This is a genomic window from Streptomyces sp. NPDC047971, from assembly GCF_040653355.1.
In the GTDB taxonomy this organism is placed as follows: Bacteria; Actinomycetota; Actinomycetes; order Streptomycetales; family Streptomycetaceae; genus Streptomyces.
In genome coordinates this window covers 1-14858 of record NZ_JBEZNW010000051.1, presented here as the reverse complement: position 1 = coordinate 14858, position 14858 = coordinate 1, and the positions used below count along the sequence as shown (strand labels likewise).

General features: G+C 70.6%; 15 protein-coding genes. 14 read left to right on the top strand and 1 reads right to left on the bottom strand.

The window, feature by feature from the left end:
- The first annotated feature begins 49 nt into the window (after positions 1–49).
- From AB0D99_RS31910 to AB0D99_RS31845, 14 genes are all read left to right on the top strand, one after another.
- Positions 50–526 (top strand): hypothetical protein, encoded by a 477-nt coding sequence (locus AB0D99_RS31910; protein WP_362370265.1) that lies wholly within the window; start codon positions 50–52, stop codon positions 524–526.
- Positions 526–990, top strand: coding sequence for a hypothetical protein (locus AB0D99_RS31905; protein WP_362370262.1), 465 nt, complete (start codon positions 526–528; stop codon positions 988–990). Before AB0D99_RS31910 ends, AB0D99_RS31905 begins: the two co-directional genes overlap by 1 nt.
- Positions 991–1139: 149 nt before the next feature.
- The gene (locus AB0D99_RS31900; RefSeq protein ID WP_362370259.1) at positions 1140–3638 is read left to right on the top strand and encodes a hypothetical protein; all 2499 of its coding nucleotides are present in this window, start codon (positions 1140–1142) and stop codon (positions 3636–3638) included.
- A 10-nt stretch (positions 3639–3648) separates the two neighbouring features.
- On the top strand, positions 3649–6957 hold the full coding sequence (locus AB0D99_RS31895) for a hypothetical protein (RefSeq protein WP_362370256.1): 3309 nt from the start codon (positions 3649–3651) through the stop codon (positions 6955–6957).
- 10 nt (positions 6958–6967) lie between these two features.
- Positions 6968–7447, top strand: a complete 480-nt coding sequence (locus AB0D99_RS31890; protein ID WP_362370253.1) for a hypothetical protein — start codon at positions 6968–6970, stop codon at positions 7445–7447.
- A 9-nt stretch (positions 7448–7456) separates the two neighbouring features.
- Positions 7457–7693, top strand: a complete 237-nt coding sequence (locus tag AB0D99_RS31885) for a hypothetical protein (protein WP_362370251.1) — start codon at positions 7457–7459, stop codon at positions 7691–7693.
- A 68-nt stretch (positions 7694–7761) separates the two neighbouring features.
- Positions 7762–8712 carry an N-acetylmuramoyl-L-alanine amidase gene (locus tag AB0D99_RS31880; RefSeq protein WP_362370248.1) on the top strand — a complete coding sequence of 317 codons (951 nt, stop codon included), beginning with the start codon at positions 7762–7764 and terminating at the stop codon, positions 8710–8712.
- 11 nt (positions 8713–8723) lie between these two features.
- Complete coding sequence (locus AB0D99_RS31875; protein ID WP_362370245.1) at positions 8724–9071, top strand: hypothetical protein; 348 nt, start codon at positions 8724–8726, stop codon at positions 9069–9071.
- A 39-nt stretch (positions 9072–9110) separates the two neighbouring features.
- The gene (locus AB0D99_RS31870; protein WP_362370242.1) at positions 9111–9464 is read left to right on the top strand and encodes a hypothetical protein; all 354 of its coding nucleotides are present in this window, start codon (positions 9111–9113) and stop codon (positions 9462–9464) included.
- On the top strand, positions 9461–10150 hold the full coding sequence (locus tag AB0D99_RS31865) for a collagen-like protein (protein WP_362370239.1): 690 nt from the start codon (positions 9461–9463) through the stop codon (positions 10148–10150). Before AB0D99_RS31870 ends, AB0D99_RS31865 begins: the two co-directional genes overlap by 4 nt.
- Before the next feature lie 10 nt (positions 10151–10160).
- A complete protein-coding gene (locus AB0D99_RS31860; RefSeq protein WP_362370236.1) occupies positions 10161–11153 on the top strand; it encodes a hypothetical protein in 993 nt (330 codons plus the stop codon).
- Between the two features lie 131 nt (positions 11154–11284).
- Positions 11285–12538, top strand: a complete 1254-nt coding sequence (locus AB0D99_RS31855) for a helix-turn-helix transcriptional regulator (RefSeq protein ID WP_362370233.1) — start codon at positions 11285–11287, stop codon at positions 12536–12538.
- A gap of 89 nt (positions 12539–12627) precedes the next feature.
- The gene (locus AB0D99_RS31850) at positions 12628–13077 is read left to right on the top strand and encodes a hypothetical protein (protein WP_362370230.1); all 450 of its coding nucleotides are present in this window, start codon (positions 12628–12630) and stop codon (positions 13075–13077) included.
- Positions 13078–13211: 134 nt separating this feature from the next.
- A complete protein-coding gene (locus tag AB0D99_RS31845) occupies positions 13212–13760 on the top strand; it encodes a hypothetical protein (RefSeq protein ID WP_362370227.1) in 549 nt (182 codons plus the stop codon).
- A gap of 276 nt (positions 13761–14036) precedes the next feature.
- Here the strand turns inward: AB0D99_RS31845 and AB0D99_RS31840 are convergent, their stop codons facing one another.
- Positions 14037–14267, bottom strand: a complete 231-nt coding sequence (locus tag AB0D99_RS31840; RefSeq protein WP_362370224.1) for a helix-turn-helix transcriptional regulator — start codon at positions 14265–14267, stop codon at positions 14037–14039.
- Positions 14268–14858: the final 591 nt, after the last annotated feature.

Genomic DNA, 14858 nt, shown 5'->3' with positions numbered 1-14858 from the left:
GGCCCGCAGCCCCTTCGGCGGCGGGCCTTCGTCATGCCTGGAGGATGAAATGGCGGCCACGAAATATAACGCGAGGGATGTCCGGTTCCAGATCGAGGACTTCCTCAACCCTGGTACCTGGACCGAGTTTCGTACCGCGCTGAACGGTGCGACGGAGGGCGGCATCAACACGTTCTCCCTCAGCCACGAGTACGAGGCGACCGACACGACCACGTTCGGCAGCAACGGCCGCGCCGAGACGCAGAACATGCAGGAAGGCATGTCGATGAGCCTGGAGGGGTTCCGGCTCGTCGACCCGTCCACCGGCGCCCTCGACCCGGCGCAGAGCCTTGCGGAGCTCCAGGCCGCGCGCCTCGGCGACGACTCCCTGACCGGCTTCCGGTTCGCTGCCCCGGGCGCCACGAACTGGACCGTGTGGGCCGCGTCGACGTGGCAGCTCGGCGACCAGGGCGGCGGCAACAACGACAAGGCGTCCTGGTCCGTCACCGTCACCCGTTCCGGCCCGTCGACCACGGTGGCCATCTGATGACCGCCCGCAAGAACCAGTCCTGGGAGGACTTCAAGCGGGAGCAGTTCGGCGGCCGCACCGAGGACATCGAGGGGGTCACCGTCCGCGTTCCGACGGACGTGCCGTTCCTCCTTCAGGACCTGGCAGAAAGCCTGTCCGCCGATTCCAAGGCAGAGGACTTCGACGAGGTCGTCACCATGCTGTACGGCGACGGGGTGTTCAAGCAGTGGTGCGACGCAGGTATCGGCCCTGTCGGGCTGATGACGGCGCTGATGTGGGGCATGGTCCAAGGCTCCGGCCGGGACATCACGTTCACGGAAGCGTACGAGCTTGTCACCAGCGACGATCCGGGAAAAGCGCTGGCGAGCAACCGCGCCGCCCGCCGAGCCGCCTCGAAGTCGCCATCCGCGAGCACTGGTGGGCGATCGAAGCGGACTTCCAGCGCGAGTACCAGCTCGGCCCGCACGAGATCGCGCGCCTGACCCGCCGGCGCGTTCACACCCTCCTCTCCGGCCTCAGCCCTGAGGCCATGTTCCGGCGTGTGGCGGGCGATGAGATCGCGATCGTCGACGACCCCGCCCAGATCGCCGCCGTGCTCGGCCGGGCCTGACCACCGGGAAGGGAGGGGCGTATGCCTGCGCTCAACGTTGGCGAGCTGACCGCGCTCATCAACGCCGACGATGACGGGATGCGCCGCGGCCTGTCCGATGCTGACCTGCGGATGCGTGGCTTTCAGCGGGACGTCGAGGGCCGGCTGCGGCACCTCGACGGCCGGTTCGCCACGCTCGGCGAGCAGATCGCCGCCGGGCTCCGCGAAGGCACCGACGAGGGCCGCCGGTTCAGTCTGTCCCTGCGCGGCCTGGCGGGCATGGCGGGACGTCTCGGCGGGCTGGCGGCGTCGATCGGCGGGATCGCGGCCAAGCTCGGCGCGGCTGTGCCGCTCGCGGCGGGCCTGGCTGCCGCTGTGGGCCAGATCGCGCCGGCGGCGGGCCTTGCGGCCACGGGCATGTTCGCGGTCGTTCTCGCATCGAACGCGCTCAAGCTCGGCATGGTCGGCGTGTCCGACGCAGTATCGGCCGCGATGGACCCCTCGAAGGCCGAGGAGTTCAACGAGGCGCTGAAGAAGCTCTCCCCCAGCGCGCAGGCGTTCGCGAAGCAGGTCAAGGCCCTGCAGCCGGAGTTCAAGAAGCTTCAGCAGGGAGTCCAGGAGCGGCTCTTCAAGGGTCTCGACACGGTCCTGAAGGACATGGGCAAGCACACCCTGCCCGTGCTGCGGAACGGGCTCTTCAACGCCGCCCACGCCATGAACCTCATGGCACAGAACGTCGGCAACACGGCCGTCGGGCTGAGCAAGTCCGGCGCCCTGGGGCAGGCGATCTCCGGGGCCAACACGGGGCTCTACAACCTGTCGCGGATCCCTGCTCAGATCGTGCAGGGTCTCACGCAGGTCGCTGCGGCTGCCGCGCCGAGCTTCGGGAAGCTGACGGCGGCGGCGGGCAGGGCGTTCGACAAGTTCGCCGAGAAGATGCAGAAGGCGTTCGACTCCGGGGCCATGCAGGACGCCATCGAGCGCGCCATCGCCCTGATCGGCGAGCTTGCGGAGGTCGCCGGGAACGTCTTCCGGATCATCGGCAGTGTCTTCGGTGCGGCCGAGGTATCCGGCGGAGGATTCCTGGGGGTCCTGAAGGACATCACCGGCCAACTTGCCGACGCTTTCGCGTCTCCTGAGGTGCAGGGCGGCCTGAAGGCGATCTTCGGTGTGATGGCGCAGATCGGGAAGTCTGTCGGCCCGGTCCTCGTGTCGCTGCTGAAGACCCTTGGGCAGGTCTTCGAGGTCCTCGGCCCGCCGGTCGAGGAGTTGGTGAAGCACCTCGGCGACGGCCTGCTGAAGATCGCGGATGCGCTCGGCCCCGTGCTCGTTGAGCTGGCCAAGGTGGTCGGCGAGATCGTCGAGGCGGCACTGCCGTTCGTGGACCTGGCGGCCGATCTCGTCGCCGCGATCCTGCCCGCGTTGGTCCCGCTCTTCCAGAGCTTCGGCGAGGTCGTCAAGGCGGCGGCGCCGTTCCTGGCGCAGCTCGCGAAGACCGCGGGCGAGGTGCTCCTGCCGATCCTCAACGCCCTCGCGCGCGAGGTGCTGCCGAAGATCCTGCCGCCGTTCACCGAGATGGCGACCCGGATCTTCCCCCTTCTCACCGACGTCCTCGTCGACCTCACGCCGAGCCTGACCGAGCTGGGGCTTGCGCTGGCCGACCTCCTCGTCGAGGCTGCGCCGCTGATCGTCATGGTGCTCGAACTCGCGACGGCGTTCCTCGGCAAACTGCTTCCTGCGATCGGCCCGCTCATCGGGATCATGACGCGGCTGACGTCCGGTGCCCTGTCGGTGCTGGCGGATTTCATCAACCGGTACGTCATCCCTGCGGTCAAAACCCTGGGGGCGCTGCTCTCCGGCGACTTCTCCGGTGCCCTCTCGCACGTGAAGACCATCGGCCGGAACGTGGCCACCGACCTCGCCGGCTCGTTCGGCCGCCTCCGTGACAGAGGCAGCGAAGCTTTCCGGAAGCTGCGGGAGAGCATCGCGCAGCGGGTCGCAGAGGCGGTCACCACGATCCGTGGACTCCCGGGCAAGGCACAGGCGGCGCTGGGTGATCTGGGCTCGCGGCTGTACGCCTCGGGCCGGGCGCTGGTGCGCGGTTTCATCAACGGCCTCCGGTCGATGGTGCCGGACGTCGGGGCCGCAGCCTCCGGCCTCGTTGCGCGGGCGAGGGCGTTCTTCCCCTTCTCCCCTGCGAAGGAGGGCCCGTTCTCAGGTCGGGGCTGGACGCTGTACTCCGGCCAGTCCCTCGCGGCTGGCTTCGCCGAGGGCATTAACGCCCGCGCCGGGCTGGTGCAGTCGGCGATCGGGAACCTGATGGGCGGCGCTCAGCTGCCCCTCGGCGGCCTTGGGATGGGTCTCGCGGGCGCGGGGATGCCCGGCATGGCCCTGGGCCCGCAGACGGCCGCCTACGCGGGCAGCGCTCAGCCGCAGCGCGTGATCGTCGAGTTCCGCGGCCCGGACGCCATGCGGGACCTGATCCGCGACGTTGTCCGCATCGACGGCCGCGGCGACGCCCAGACCACCTTCGGACGATAGGAGACACCCGATGCCGGTTCCCGATGCCCGCGTGGAGGCGAAAGTCGGCGGCACGTGGACCGACATCACGAACAACACCTTCAGCGGCCCCGGGATCCAACTGTCCTGGGGCCGCACCGACGAAGGCCGCACCGTCGACCCCGGCTCGGGTGCGCTCGTGCTCAAGTCCCCGGACGGCCTCTTCTCCAACCGCAACCCCAACAGCCCGTATTACGGGCTCCTCGGCCGCAACACCCCCATCAGGGTGTCCACCACGGCCGGGGAGACCGTCCTCGACATCCCCCACGACATCGCCGGCCGCGCCTCCACCCCGGACCACGCCTCCCTCGACATCACCGGAGACATCGACGTCCGCGCCGACGTCTCCCCGTCGCTGTGGGGCGGCAGCGCCATCGGCTACGAGCTGATGGGGAAATACGTCGTCACCGGCGGGCAGCTGGCATGGCTCCTCATGATCACGGGCGAGGGCGAGATCCTGTTCACGTGGTCGCCGAACGGCACCGACCTCATCCAACACCGCTCCGCCGTACTGCCGTTCGTCCCCATGCACCGGGCCGCCGTACGCGCCACCCTCGACGTCAACAACGGGCTCGGCGGCTACACGCTCACGTACTACACCGCGCCCACCCTCGCGGGCCCGTGGACGCAGCTCTCCCAGACCGTGACCACCAGCGGCACGACCAGCATTTTCAACTCCTCCGCGCCGCTGGAAGTCGGTGACGTCGCCGTCCTCGGCTTCACCAGGACTGCCCGCAGGATCCACGCCGCCGAGGTCCGCAACGGCATCGGCGGAAGTGTGGTCGCGGCGCCGGACTTCTCCGCGCAGGCCGCCGGTACGACGAGCTTCGCGGACAGCGCCGGACGCACCTGGACCGTCGCCAACGCCACCATCACCGACCGGCGGGTGCGCCGCCTCCACTCCGTCCCGCACTGGCCGGCCCGCTGGCACACCAGCGGCCACGACCAGCGCGCCCCGATCCAGACCGCCGGCGTCCTCCGGCGTCTCGGGCAGGGGAAGAAGCCGTTGGCGTCCGCGCTTGCCCGCCGCGTGCCGGTTTTCAGCCCGCAGGCGTACTGGCCGTTCGAGGACTCTGCCGGCGCCACCGATGCCGCCTCGCCCATCCTGGGCGTCACCCCCATGCGCTGCACCGGGTTCACGTTCGGCCAGGACGACACCCTCAACGGCTCCGCGGCGCTGCCCACGGTCGACCCGGGCGGCAAGATGCGCGGCCAGGTCCCCGCGCCCGCGTCGTCTACCGGTCAGTGGAACCTGTGCCTGATCTACCGTGTCGACGGGGCCGCGCCAGGCTCGGAACAGGAACTGCTCGGCTGGCAGACCACCGGCACGGTACGGCGCTGGCGCATCACGAGCGGCGCGAGCAGCAGCAGCATTCTGGGCTATGACGTGCTCGGCGCGCTGGTCGTCAACCACCCAGTCGGCACAGGCACGAACCTGTTCACCGGCTGGCGGCGCCTGGAATTCACGGCCGTGCAGAACGGCGGCAACATCGACTGGGACATCCTCTGGACTGCGGTAGGGGGCAATACGTCCTCGGTCGGGGCGTCAGTCGCTGGAACGCTCGGCAACGTCAGCCTGATCGACACGACGTTCGGGGCGGGGCTGCCAGACATCCGGGTCGGACACCTCGGTGTCTTCTCCGCGCTGAGCGTGACGGCGGCCTACGCGTCTGCTGACCACGGCTACACCGGCGAGACGGCCAGCGCCCGCCTGGCCCGCCTCGCGAACGAAGAATCCGCCACGGTCCGGGTTGCGGTGTCCGAGGGCGACCCGACGAGCCCGACGGAGGCCATGGGCCCGCAACGCCCGAAGGCGCTCCTGGACCTGCTGCAGGACTGCGCCGACACCGACGGCGGCATCCTCTACGAGGACTCGCAGGCCCTGGCGCTGATCTACCGGGACCGGGTCACCCTGGAGAACCAGGTTCCGGCGCTCGTCCTCGACTACTCGGCCGGGGACGTGGCGTCCCCGTTCGAGCCGACGGAGAGCGATCTCCAGCTCGTCAACGACGTCACGGTGAACCGCGAGGGCGGCAGTTTCGGGCGGGCGGTCGAGGAGGACGGGCCGCTGGGAGTGGACGCGGTCGGCCTGTACGACACGTCCATCACCCTGTCCCTGGCCAACGACACCCAGGCCGAACGCATCGCCGGATGGCGGCTGCACCTCGGCGCGTGGGACGAGGCCCGGTTCCCGACGGTGCGAATCATGCTGCACCACCGGCCCGACCTCATCCCCGCCGTCACCGCCCTGCAGATCGGCGACCGTATCCAGGTCGTCAACACGCCCTCGTGGATGCCGCCGGGGCCGGTTGACCTGCTGGTGCAGCGCATCGACGACGACATCCGCACCCACACGTGGGTGGTCACGCTGACGTGTTCTCCGGCCGGGCCGTGGAACGTCGGCGTAGTCGACGACGCCGAGTTGGGCCGGGTGGATACGGACGGGTCGGAGCTGGCGGCGGCGGTGTCGTCGTCTGCCACCTCGTTCACGGTGCAGACCACGGCAGGCGCCGCGTGGACGCTGGACCCGGCCGACTGCCCGTTCGATGTGGCCCTGGGCGGGGAGGAAGTCACGGTCACCGCGGTCACGTCCGGAGCCGTGGACGATTTCTCCGCTGCGGTGAGCAACGGGTGGGGTACGGCAGATGTCGGCGGCCCGTGGACATTCCACGGCGGTACAGCGGCCGACTACAACGTGACCGGCGGCCGGGGCACACACACCCTGGCGACCGTCGGCACATCCCGCCGTACGACGCTGGCATGGACCGTGCCGGACGTCGATGTGCAGGTCGACATCCAGACCAGCGTCCTCGCCACGGGCGCGTCACTGACGGCCGGTCTGATGGCCCGGCACGCGGGCGTCGACGACCTGTACACGGCCCGCCTGGAGTTCACGACGGCACAGGCGGTGATCCTGTCAATCCGGTCCCGTGTGGGCGGGGTTGAGACGCAGCTCGGCACGTTCACAACCGGCCTGACGCACGCCGCGTCCACCGATGTCCGGCTGCGGTTCCAGGTGTTCGGCGACGAGCTGGCGGCCAAGGTGTGGTCACCGACGCTGTCGGAGCCCGTATGGCAGGTGCAGGCGACGGACACCGGGATCACCACAGCGAACCCGGTGGGGTGCCGGTCGCTGTCGCTGGCCGGCAACACGAACGTGAACCCGGTCATCCGCTACGACGGATTCGTGATCCACAACCCTCAGTTGATGACCGTCACCCGCTCCGCCAACGGCATCGTCAAGGGCCACAGCGCGGGCGCGGATCTGCGGCTCGCCACACCCACGATCGTCGCGCTCTGAGAGGGGCCTCATGACCTACACCGGATGGGCTGCCGGGTCCCGGATCACCACGACCCGGCTCAACGAGATCTCGGGTATCTGGATCCCGTACACCATGTCGTGGACCGGCACCACGACCAACCCGGCGATTGGCAACGGCATCATCGAAGCCGAATACGCCCTGGTCGGTGGCCTGTGCACCGTGCGCGGCAACGTGACCATGGGCAGCACGACCACCTACGGCAGCGGTCAGTTCCAGTTCTCGATCCCGTTCATGGCCGCCACCCTCGGCCACGCTGACAACCACTGGGTCGGATCAGCCACGTCGATCGACCGGGGCGCGGCATGGTTCCCCGGGCAGTGCCGTGTCGCGTCGGGCACCAACTACGCCCAGTGCATCTCCTCGACGACGGCAGGGGGCGGAACGCCGACCGAGTGGAACCCGACGCGTCCGTTCACGTGGGCCAACACCGACAACTTGTCCTTCACCGTCACGTACGAACCTGCGTAAGGAGAGACCGTGGCTACGTTCCCTGTGCCGGACCCTGCCGGCACTGCGTATCTGGTGCAGCTGTGGGGGCCCGGCGGTGGCACACCGGTCACGGTGGGGCTGCCCGGCGACCCGGACATCGCCACCCCAGCAGTGGAGGCGGTCATCCACGACTTCGCGACCGCGCTCGCCGAGGCGATCGGGGGCACGGTGACGGACGTCGCCCGCTACCAGACCAGCCGCACCGTGATCGAACCCACCCCCTGACCTTCCCCGCTTCTTCTGCTGCCCCACGCCGTCCCGGCTGGGGCCCTTCTCATGTCTGGAGGCCGCACATGGCCGTACCACCGACCGCTGCCGTCTTCGTGGCGGCTCTACGCGCCGAGGGCCTCACCGTGGTCGAGGTCGGCCGCTGGTGGGAGCACAACCGCAACCACAAGGGGCCGTGGGGCGAGGTCCACGGCGTGATGATCCACCACACCGTCACCAAGGGCACCGCGACCACCGTCCGCATCTGCCGGGACGGGCACTCCACCCTCCCCGGCCCGCTCTGCCACGGCGTCATCGCCAAGGACGGCGTCATCCACCTCGTCGGCTACGGCCGCACAAACCACGCCGGCGGCGGAGACCCCGATGTCCTGGCCGCAGTCAAGGCCGAGTCGTACGACGAGCGGCCGCCGCGCCCGAACGTCGGCAACTCCGATGGCGTGGACGGCAACCGGCACTTCTACGGCTTCGAATGCGAGAACCTCGGCGACGGCAAAGACCCCTGGCCCGCGGCGCAGCTGGAAGCGATCGAGAAGGCCGCCGCGGCGCTGTGCCGGCTGCACCGGTGGGGCCCGAAGTCGGTCATCGGGCACGCGGAGTGGTCCGACGACAAGTCCGACCCGCGCGGGTTCGCCATGACGTCGATGCGCGACCGTGTGGCCGACCGGCTCGCGGTGAAGGAACCGGCGCCCCCGAAGCCTCCGACGAAGCCGGCTCAGCCTGCTCCGGCGAAGCCGGTGGTGGACCTGTCGAAGCTCCAGGCTGCCGCGGACGCCGATCCGCCGAAGCGCGGGACGCCGATCTCGTACTACGGCGTGAAGGTCGTGGAGCAGGCCCTCGTCCGTGAGGGGCTCCTCGCCCCGTCGTTGGCTGATGGCCACTACGGCACGGCCACGTGGCGCGCGTATGCCCTGTGGCAGCGGCGGTGCGGCTTCACCGGCAAGGACGCCGACGGGAAGCCCGGCGTCGATTCCCTCAAGAAACTGGCCGCGAAGCGCGGCTTCACCATCACCCCCTGAAGGAGAACCCTGTGCGCATCTTCGGCCGCGAGCCCGCGCTCGTCATCGCCACCATCAGCGCCACCCTGTCCCTCCTCGTGACCTTCAACGTGGGCCTCACCGGCGAGCAGGCCGGCGCGCTCGTCGCCGTCATCTCCGGCGTCCTTGCCGCGGTCACTGCGGCCATGACCCGGCCGATCGCACCGTCCGCGTTCACCGGTCTCGTCGCGGCCGGGGTGGCGCTGCTGGCCGCGTACGGCTTCGAGGTGGCCCCGGAGACCGTCGGCGGCCTGAACGCCGTCGTCCTCGCTGTCCTGGCCCTGGTGACCCGCGGGCAGGTGTCCCCGGCCCCGGCGCCCGTCAAGCCGACTGGTGTCTGACCCGAACTGCCGCTTATCGCACCATGGCTGGAGGACCGCGTGGACGTTGCGACTCTCGGCGCCGTCGGAACCATCGTCGTCGGACTCGCTGCGGCCCTCGGTGCGGTCGTCGGGAAGCGCGGCGAGAACCGCGCCTCGCAATCCGGCGCGGTCCTCGGCGGCTATTCCACTCTCGTCGACAACCTGCAAGAGGAACGCGACAAGGTCCGCGAAGACCGCGACCAGCTTCGCGCCCAGCTCGCCGAGAAGGATTCTGCCCTCGCTGCCGCCTACGCCGAGCTCGCCGGCGAACGCGCTGGAACGGCTGCGCTCCAGCGGCAGATCGCCGACCTGACCAATGAGCGCGACGAGTTGCGTCGTCGCCTGGACGAGTTGGAAGGACGCCCTGCGTGAAGTCGCATCGACAGCCCGGCGCCCTCGCGCGCACCCTCGCCCCTCGGTGGCGGTCGTTCGCTCTGGCCGCTGTGCTGCTCGTGCTGTCTGGCGCGGTGGTGCTGGTGTGGCTGCGGATCGGTCATGAGACGGCGGCGCGTGAGCAGGCCGTCGCCGAGGCGAACCTACGCGGGGACGCGGCATCGACCCTTGCGGGTGATGTTCGCGTCCTGCGCGCCCAGGTCGAGGCGCTCGGTGAGGCGCCCGCGGCCCCCGAGCCGGAGCAGGCCGTTGAGGACCTGCCGCAGCGCACCACCGTTCCCGTACCGATCCCCGGCCCGACGGGCGCGACGGGGCCCGCTGGCGAGCAGGGGAAGCCGGGCGAGCCCGGTACCCCTGGAGCGAGCGGTCAGCCCGGCGAGCAGGGCCAGGCCGGAGCCGTCGGCCCGATGGGGCCCAGCGGCCCACCAGGCGCCCAGGGGGTACAGGGCGAGCGAGGCGAGCAGGGGATACCGGGGCGTGATGGGACCGATGGCCGGGACGGAGCCAACGGCACCAACGGACAGAACTGCCCCAGCGGGTTCAGCCTGCAGCCGTACAAGGGCGACCCCGACATCCTCGTCTGCCAGCGCGACCCCGCCCCGGCTCCGGGCCCGCTCCGAAGCGTCCTCCTCGGGCTGGACCCCGCCCGCCGCATCTACCCGTAGGGAGGCCGCTGTGCCGCTGCCCGCGACCCGGACCGTGACCGGGACGTACACCAACCCCGCCAACGGCGAGCCCGCAAACGGAACGGTCATCCTGACCCCGATTCCCGTGGTGTGGACGGACACCAGCGGGGAGCAGGTGCTCGCGGGCGGCGACACGATCCCCCTGGTGGGCGGCGAGTTCTCTCAGCCGCTGGTGACGACGGACGCTGACGGGGTGGAGCCGGCGTCGGGCCGGTACTGGCGGCTGGAGGAGCGCCTCGACGGGGTCCCGCACCGGACCCGCGTGTTCGCCCTGCCGCTCGGCGACGGGTCCCCGATCGATGTGACGGACCTCGTCGCAGCCGACCCGGGAGCGGCCGGGTACACGCCCGTGGAGGGGCCCGCGGGCCCGGCTGGCGCGCAGGGTCCCATCGGACCGGCCGGGCCGACCGGCGCCACGGGGGCGGACGGTGCGCAGGGCCCGCAGGGAATCCAGGGCCCGACGGGCGCGACCGGAGCAACCGGCCCTCAGCCACCCCTCGGTGGGCAGGGCGCGGGGGACGCGGTCGCGCTCCGCTCCACCGATGTGCTCCTCGTGCACAAGGCGGCGGACGAGTCGGTCGCCAGCAGCATCACGCTCCAGGACGACGACCACCTCACTCTCCCCGTTGTCGCTGGCGGCGTGTACGCCCTCGATGCGTTCCTCGACGTCGAGGCGGATCCGGCGGCCGACATCCTCCTCGGCTGGTCCGCCCCGGCCGGGGCGACGCTGTCGTGGACGGAGACCGGCATCTCCGCCGGCAACACCGGGAACATCGGCTCGATCAAGCAGAGCCGCCTCGACGTGGCCACCTCGTCGGCCATCGGCATCGTCGCCACGGGGTCGGTGGTCCGGCCGGCCGGTGTCCTGCGTGTAGGCGGCACGGCCGGGTTCCTGCGGCTCCGGTGGGCACAGTCGGTGTCCTCGACCACCCCGACCGTCCTGAAGGGCGGCAGCTGGATTCGACTGATGCGCAGCGCCTGAGCTGAACAGCAACGCCCCCTGTCTGGCCTTCGGGCCGGGCAGGGGGCGCTTTCGTGCGTTCGGGCTCACATGAAAGTGGCCCTGCCCCATACCCTGACAGGTGTCGAGTCTGTTCAGAGAGGGGCAAGGCCGTGTCATCTGATGCTACCCCCGACCCGTACGACCACCCGGTTGCTTTCGGGCAGCGTTTGAAGATCCTCCGCGAGCGCCGCGGCATGACTCGCGAAGTCCTGGCCGGCCTCGTGGGCATGTCCGGCTCGTGGGTGAAGCGCGTCGAGCTCGGCCAGCTCCAAGCCCCCGGCCTCGACATGCTCATGCGCCTCGCGCAGGCCCTACGCATCCGGGACCTCTCCGAACTCACAGGACGCCCCGACATGTCCGCTGACCTGTTCATCGGCCCCGGCCACCCCCGCCTCGCCGCCGTCCGGGCCGCGGTCGATGCACTGCCGCTCGGCGCCCCCGTCGCGGCGCCGCCCCGCGCCGAGCATCTGGCTGCGCGGCTCGCTGCCGCGTGGGCCGCCCGGCACTCCGCCCCGGACCACCGCGAGAAGATCGGCGCACTGCTCCCGGACCTCATCCGGGACGCCCAACTCGCCGTGCAGTACGCCGAGGCCCCAGCCGACTGGCGCGCCGCGCAGGCCGTTCTCGCCGAGGTGTACTCACTGTCGCAGTTTTTTCTCGCCTACCAGCCCGACTCCTCACTTCTGTGGCGGGTTGCGGAGCGGAGTATGGTCGCCGCCCAGCAGTCCACCGACCCGCACACCATCGGCGTCTCTGCGTGGCTCCTCGCCCAGGCGCACCGCGACACCGGCCCGGACCACTACGACGCCGCCGACGACATCACGCAGCAGACCCTCGACTACCTCACCCCGCTGCTGCCCGACGCCGCCGACGACGTGCTCGCGGTGGCCGGGGCGCTGACGTTCGAGGCCGGCTACACCGCGGCCCGACGCGGCGAGACCGCGACGGCGTGGCGGTACTGGGACACGGCGAAGGACATGGCGGCGCAGCTTCCCGCCCCGTACTACCACCCCGTCACGTCGTTTTCGCAGGCCATCATGGGCGCCCACGCTGTGACGGTGGCGGTAGAACTGCACGCGGGGCGGGAGTCCGTGCGGCAGGCTGCCCGCGCTGACGCCGACACGATCCCCTCGCGCCCGCGGCGGGCCCGGCACCGGATTGAGCAGGCCCGCGGCTACCAGCTCGACGGGCAGCCCGACGTCGCCATCGCGACGCTGGACCAGGCGTACGAGGCCGCACCAGAGACGATCCGGTACAACGGCTACGCCCGCGCGATCATCCTGGAAGAGGTCGAGTCGAAGGGCGCTGACCGGCGGCGCCGCGCCTCCGAACTCGCCGTGCGGGTCGGGCTACTGGCTGCGTGACCGAGGGGACACAATCTGTGTCCTCTGTCTGGCTGAACCAGCCCTACCGTCGTTCGTACCGCAGGTCACGGCGACGGTAGGGAGCGACCATGCGCGAGAACGTCCAGCACGACAGACCGGCCGAGCCCGTGCTCGACGTCGCTGCCTTTCACGCGGCGTGCACGGCCGCCGAGGAGGCCGCCGAGGCGGAGGCGGAGCGCGACGCTACCGCCGCGCTCGACATCCCGCACACGCACGGCTCTGTTGCCATCGCGTCCGCGACCGACCGCCTGCTGACCCGTGTCGAGGGCTTGGCCGCCGGTATCGAACTCATCCCCGCGTGCCGCCGCGGCGCCCTCGGTGTCGGCGCCCTCGGCCAGTGGAAGGCCCTCCAGGCGAAGGGCCCTGCGCCGGACCCGCTCGGCAACTGGTCGTATCTGCGCGATCTTGCCCACGTGACCCGCGACATGGTGCGTGTCCTGCGGCAGCACCGTACGGAGCAGCACCGCGCGTTCGTCGGCCGCCCCGACGCGCTGCCGCTCGCCCCGGATGCCCGGTGACCGACTGGCAGAAGCAGGCCCTGTACTGGCTGATCTGCCTCGGTGCCCTCGCCGCCATCGTGTACGGCACCGCCCCGTGACTCCCGCCCGTGAGGCGGGTCCCTGCACCATCGGAATCCACCAGGAGGAACGCAATGGCTTGCTCCACTGGCCCGAATCCCGTCCCGCCGCCCTGCTCGGCCAACCCCGAAGGGCCCCGCACCCCGAACGTCGCCCGCGCCCTGCTGAGCGACGCGGCGTTCAACGGCGTGATGCACACGGTCCTCGACAACAACCCCGGCATGGCGCCGGACATGGCCGGCCGGATCGTCGTTGAGGCCCTGAAGTTCGTGCACGCGGCGGCGCTGTTCCCGACGGTGCGGATCTCCCCCACCCGCGAGGTCGACGAGGGCTGGCACGCGCTCATTCTCCACACGCACCTGTACGCCACCCTGTGCAGCCGCCTCGGCCGGACCGTCCACCACTACCCGGAGCGGCCCGACGAGTCCCGGTTCGACCCGGACGTCCTCACCCGCACCGTGGCCCTGATCGAGCAGGCCGGGTACACCCCGGACGCTGAACTCTGGGGCGGGCCACGGAAGTCGTTGGTCACGGTGGCCGCGAACTGCAATCACACCCCGATGCCGGGCGGCTGTGGCCCGATCAACCCCGGAGGCTGCGCGACGACCGGCGGCGGGGACTAGGCTCGGCGGCCCGCCGACGGAAGGACAGCCATGGAAGCGCGCGACGTCTCTGCACTGCACGACTCGATGCGCCGGCACGGGATCCCTGGGGACCTCGTGCCGGTAGACCCGGAGCACCCGGCGGGCCTGTGGCGGGTGGTCGACGGCGCTGGCCGTGACATCACGGAGGAGACTCGCGCTGCTGTGGCTGTGGCTGCGCTCCGCCGGCCTGCGCGCGGGTTCGTCATCGCGTAGCCGGTCGAAGACTGCCCCGGCCGGACCGTCCCCCGGCCGGGGCTACTTCACGAGGTCGTGTAGCGGGACGCCGAGTGCGTGAGCGAGTTGGAGCAGCAGCCCGAGACCGGGGTCGGATGTGCCGTACTCGATGCGATGGATCGTTTTGTGATCGACGCCGACGCGGGTCCCTAGTTCGATCTGCGAGAGGTTGGCGTGAAGTCGGGCGTCCCGGATGCGGGCGCCGATCATCTCGCGGCGGGTGAGGACCCAGGCGGGTTGGTCGGCTGGCACTCTCCCTACGACATCCGACCATGATCATCCTGTCTTTACCTGGCCAGGTAAAACGTGTGACCTTGGCCGGGGCTGGGTACTCGCCTCAGACCCCACCCGCGTCCGCTCCCTCGGCTCGCTGAGCGGAGCGGACCGGGCGCTAGCGGTGTACATGCGTCCGCCGCTGGTCGCCCAGCGCTCTGATTCGGTCAGAGCTGAGCCGCCCCGTCCCATCGTGGGACGGGGCGGTGCCATGTCGCCTACCGTGTACGAGAAGACCCCCGCCGACGAGTACGGCGGGGGTCCCTGCCTGTGGCGCTGGCCTCCCCGCACAGCGGCCACAGGATGGCGAGCAGCATGCGTCTGACGCGCGCGGGGAGACGCGTCGGCCTGCTCAGTAGTCAGCACTCTACGCACTGTCGACGATCTGTACATCACTCTTTCGAGGGACGGTCCTGCACGCCTGCTGGTGGGGATGTGGCATCCATGTGGCATCCGGGACGAGAACGGCCCCTCAGCCGTTGCCGACTGAGGGGCCGTTACCGCACTCTACCTGCGGTTTCTCACTGTGGGCGCGGACGGTTTCGAACCGCCGACATCTGCTTTGTAAGA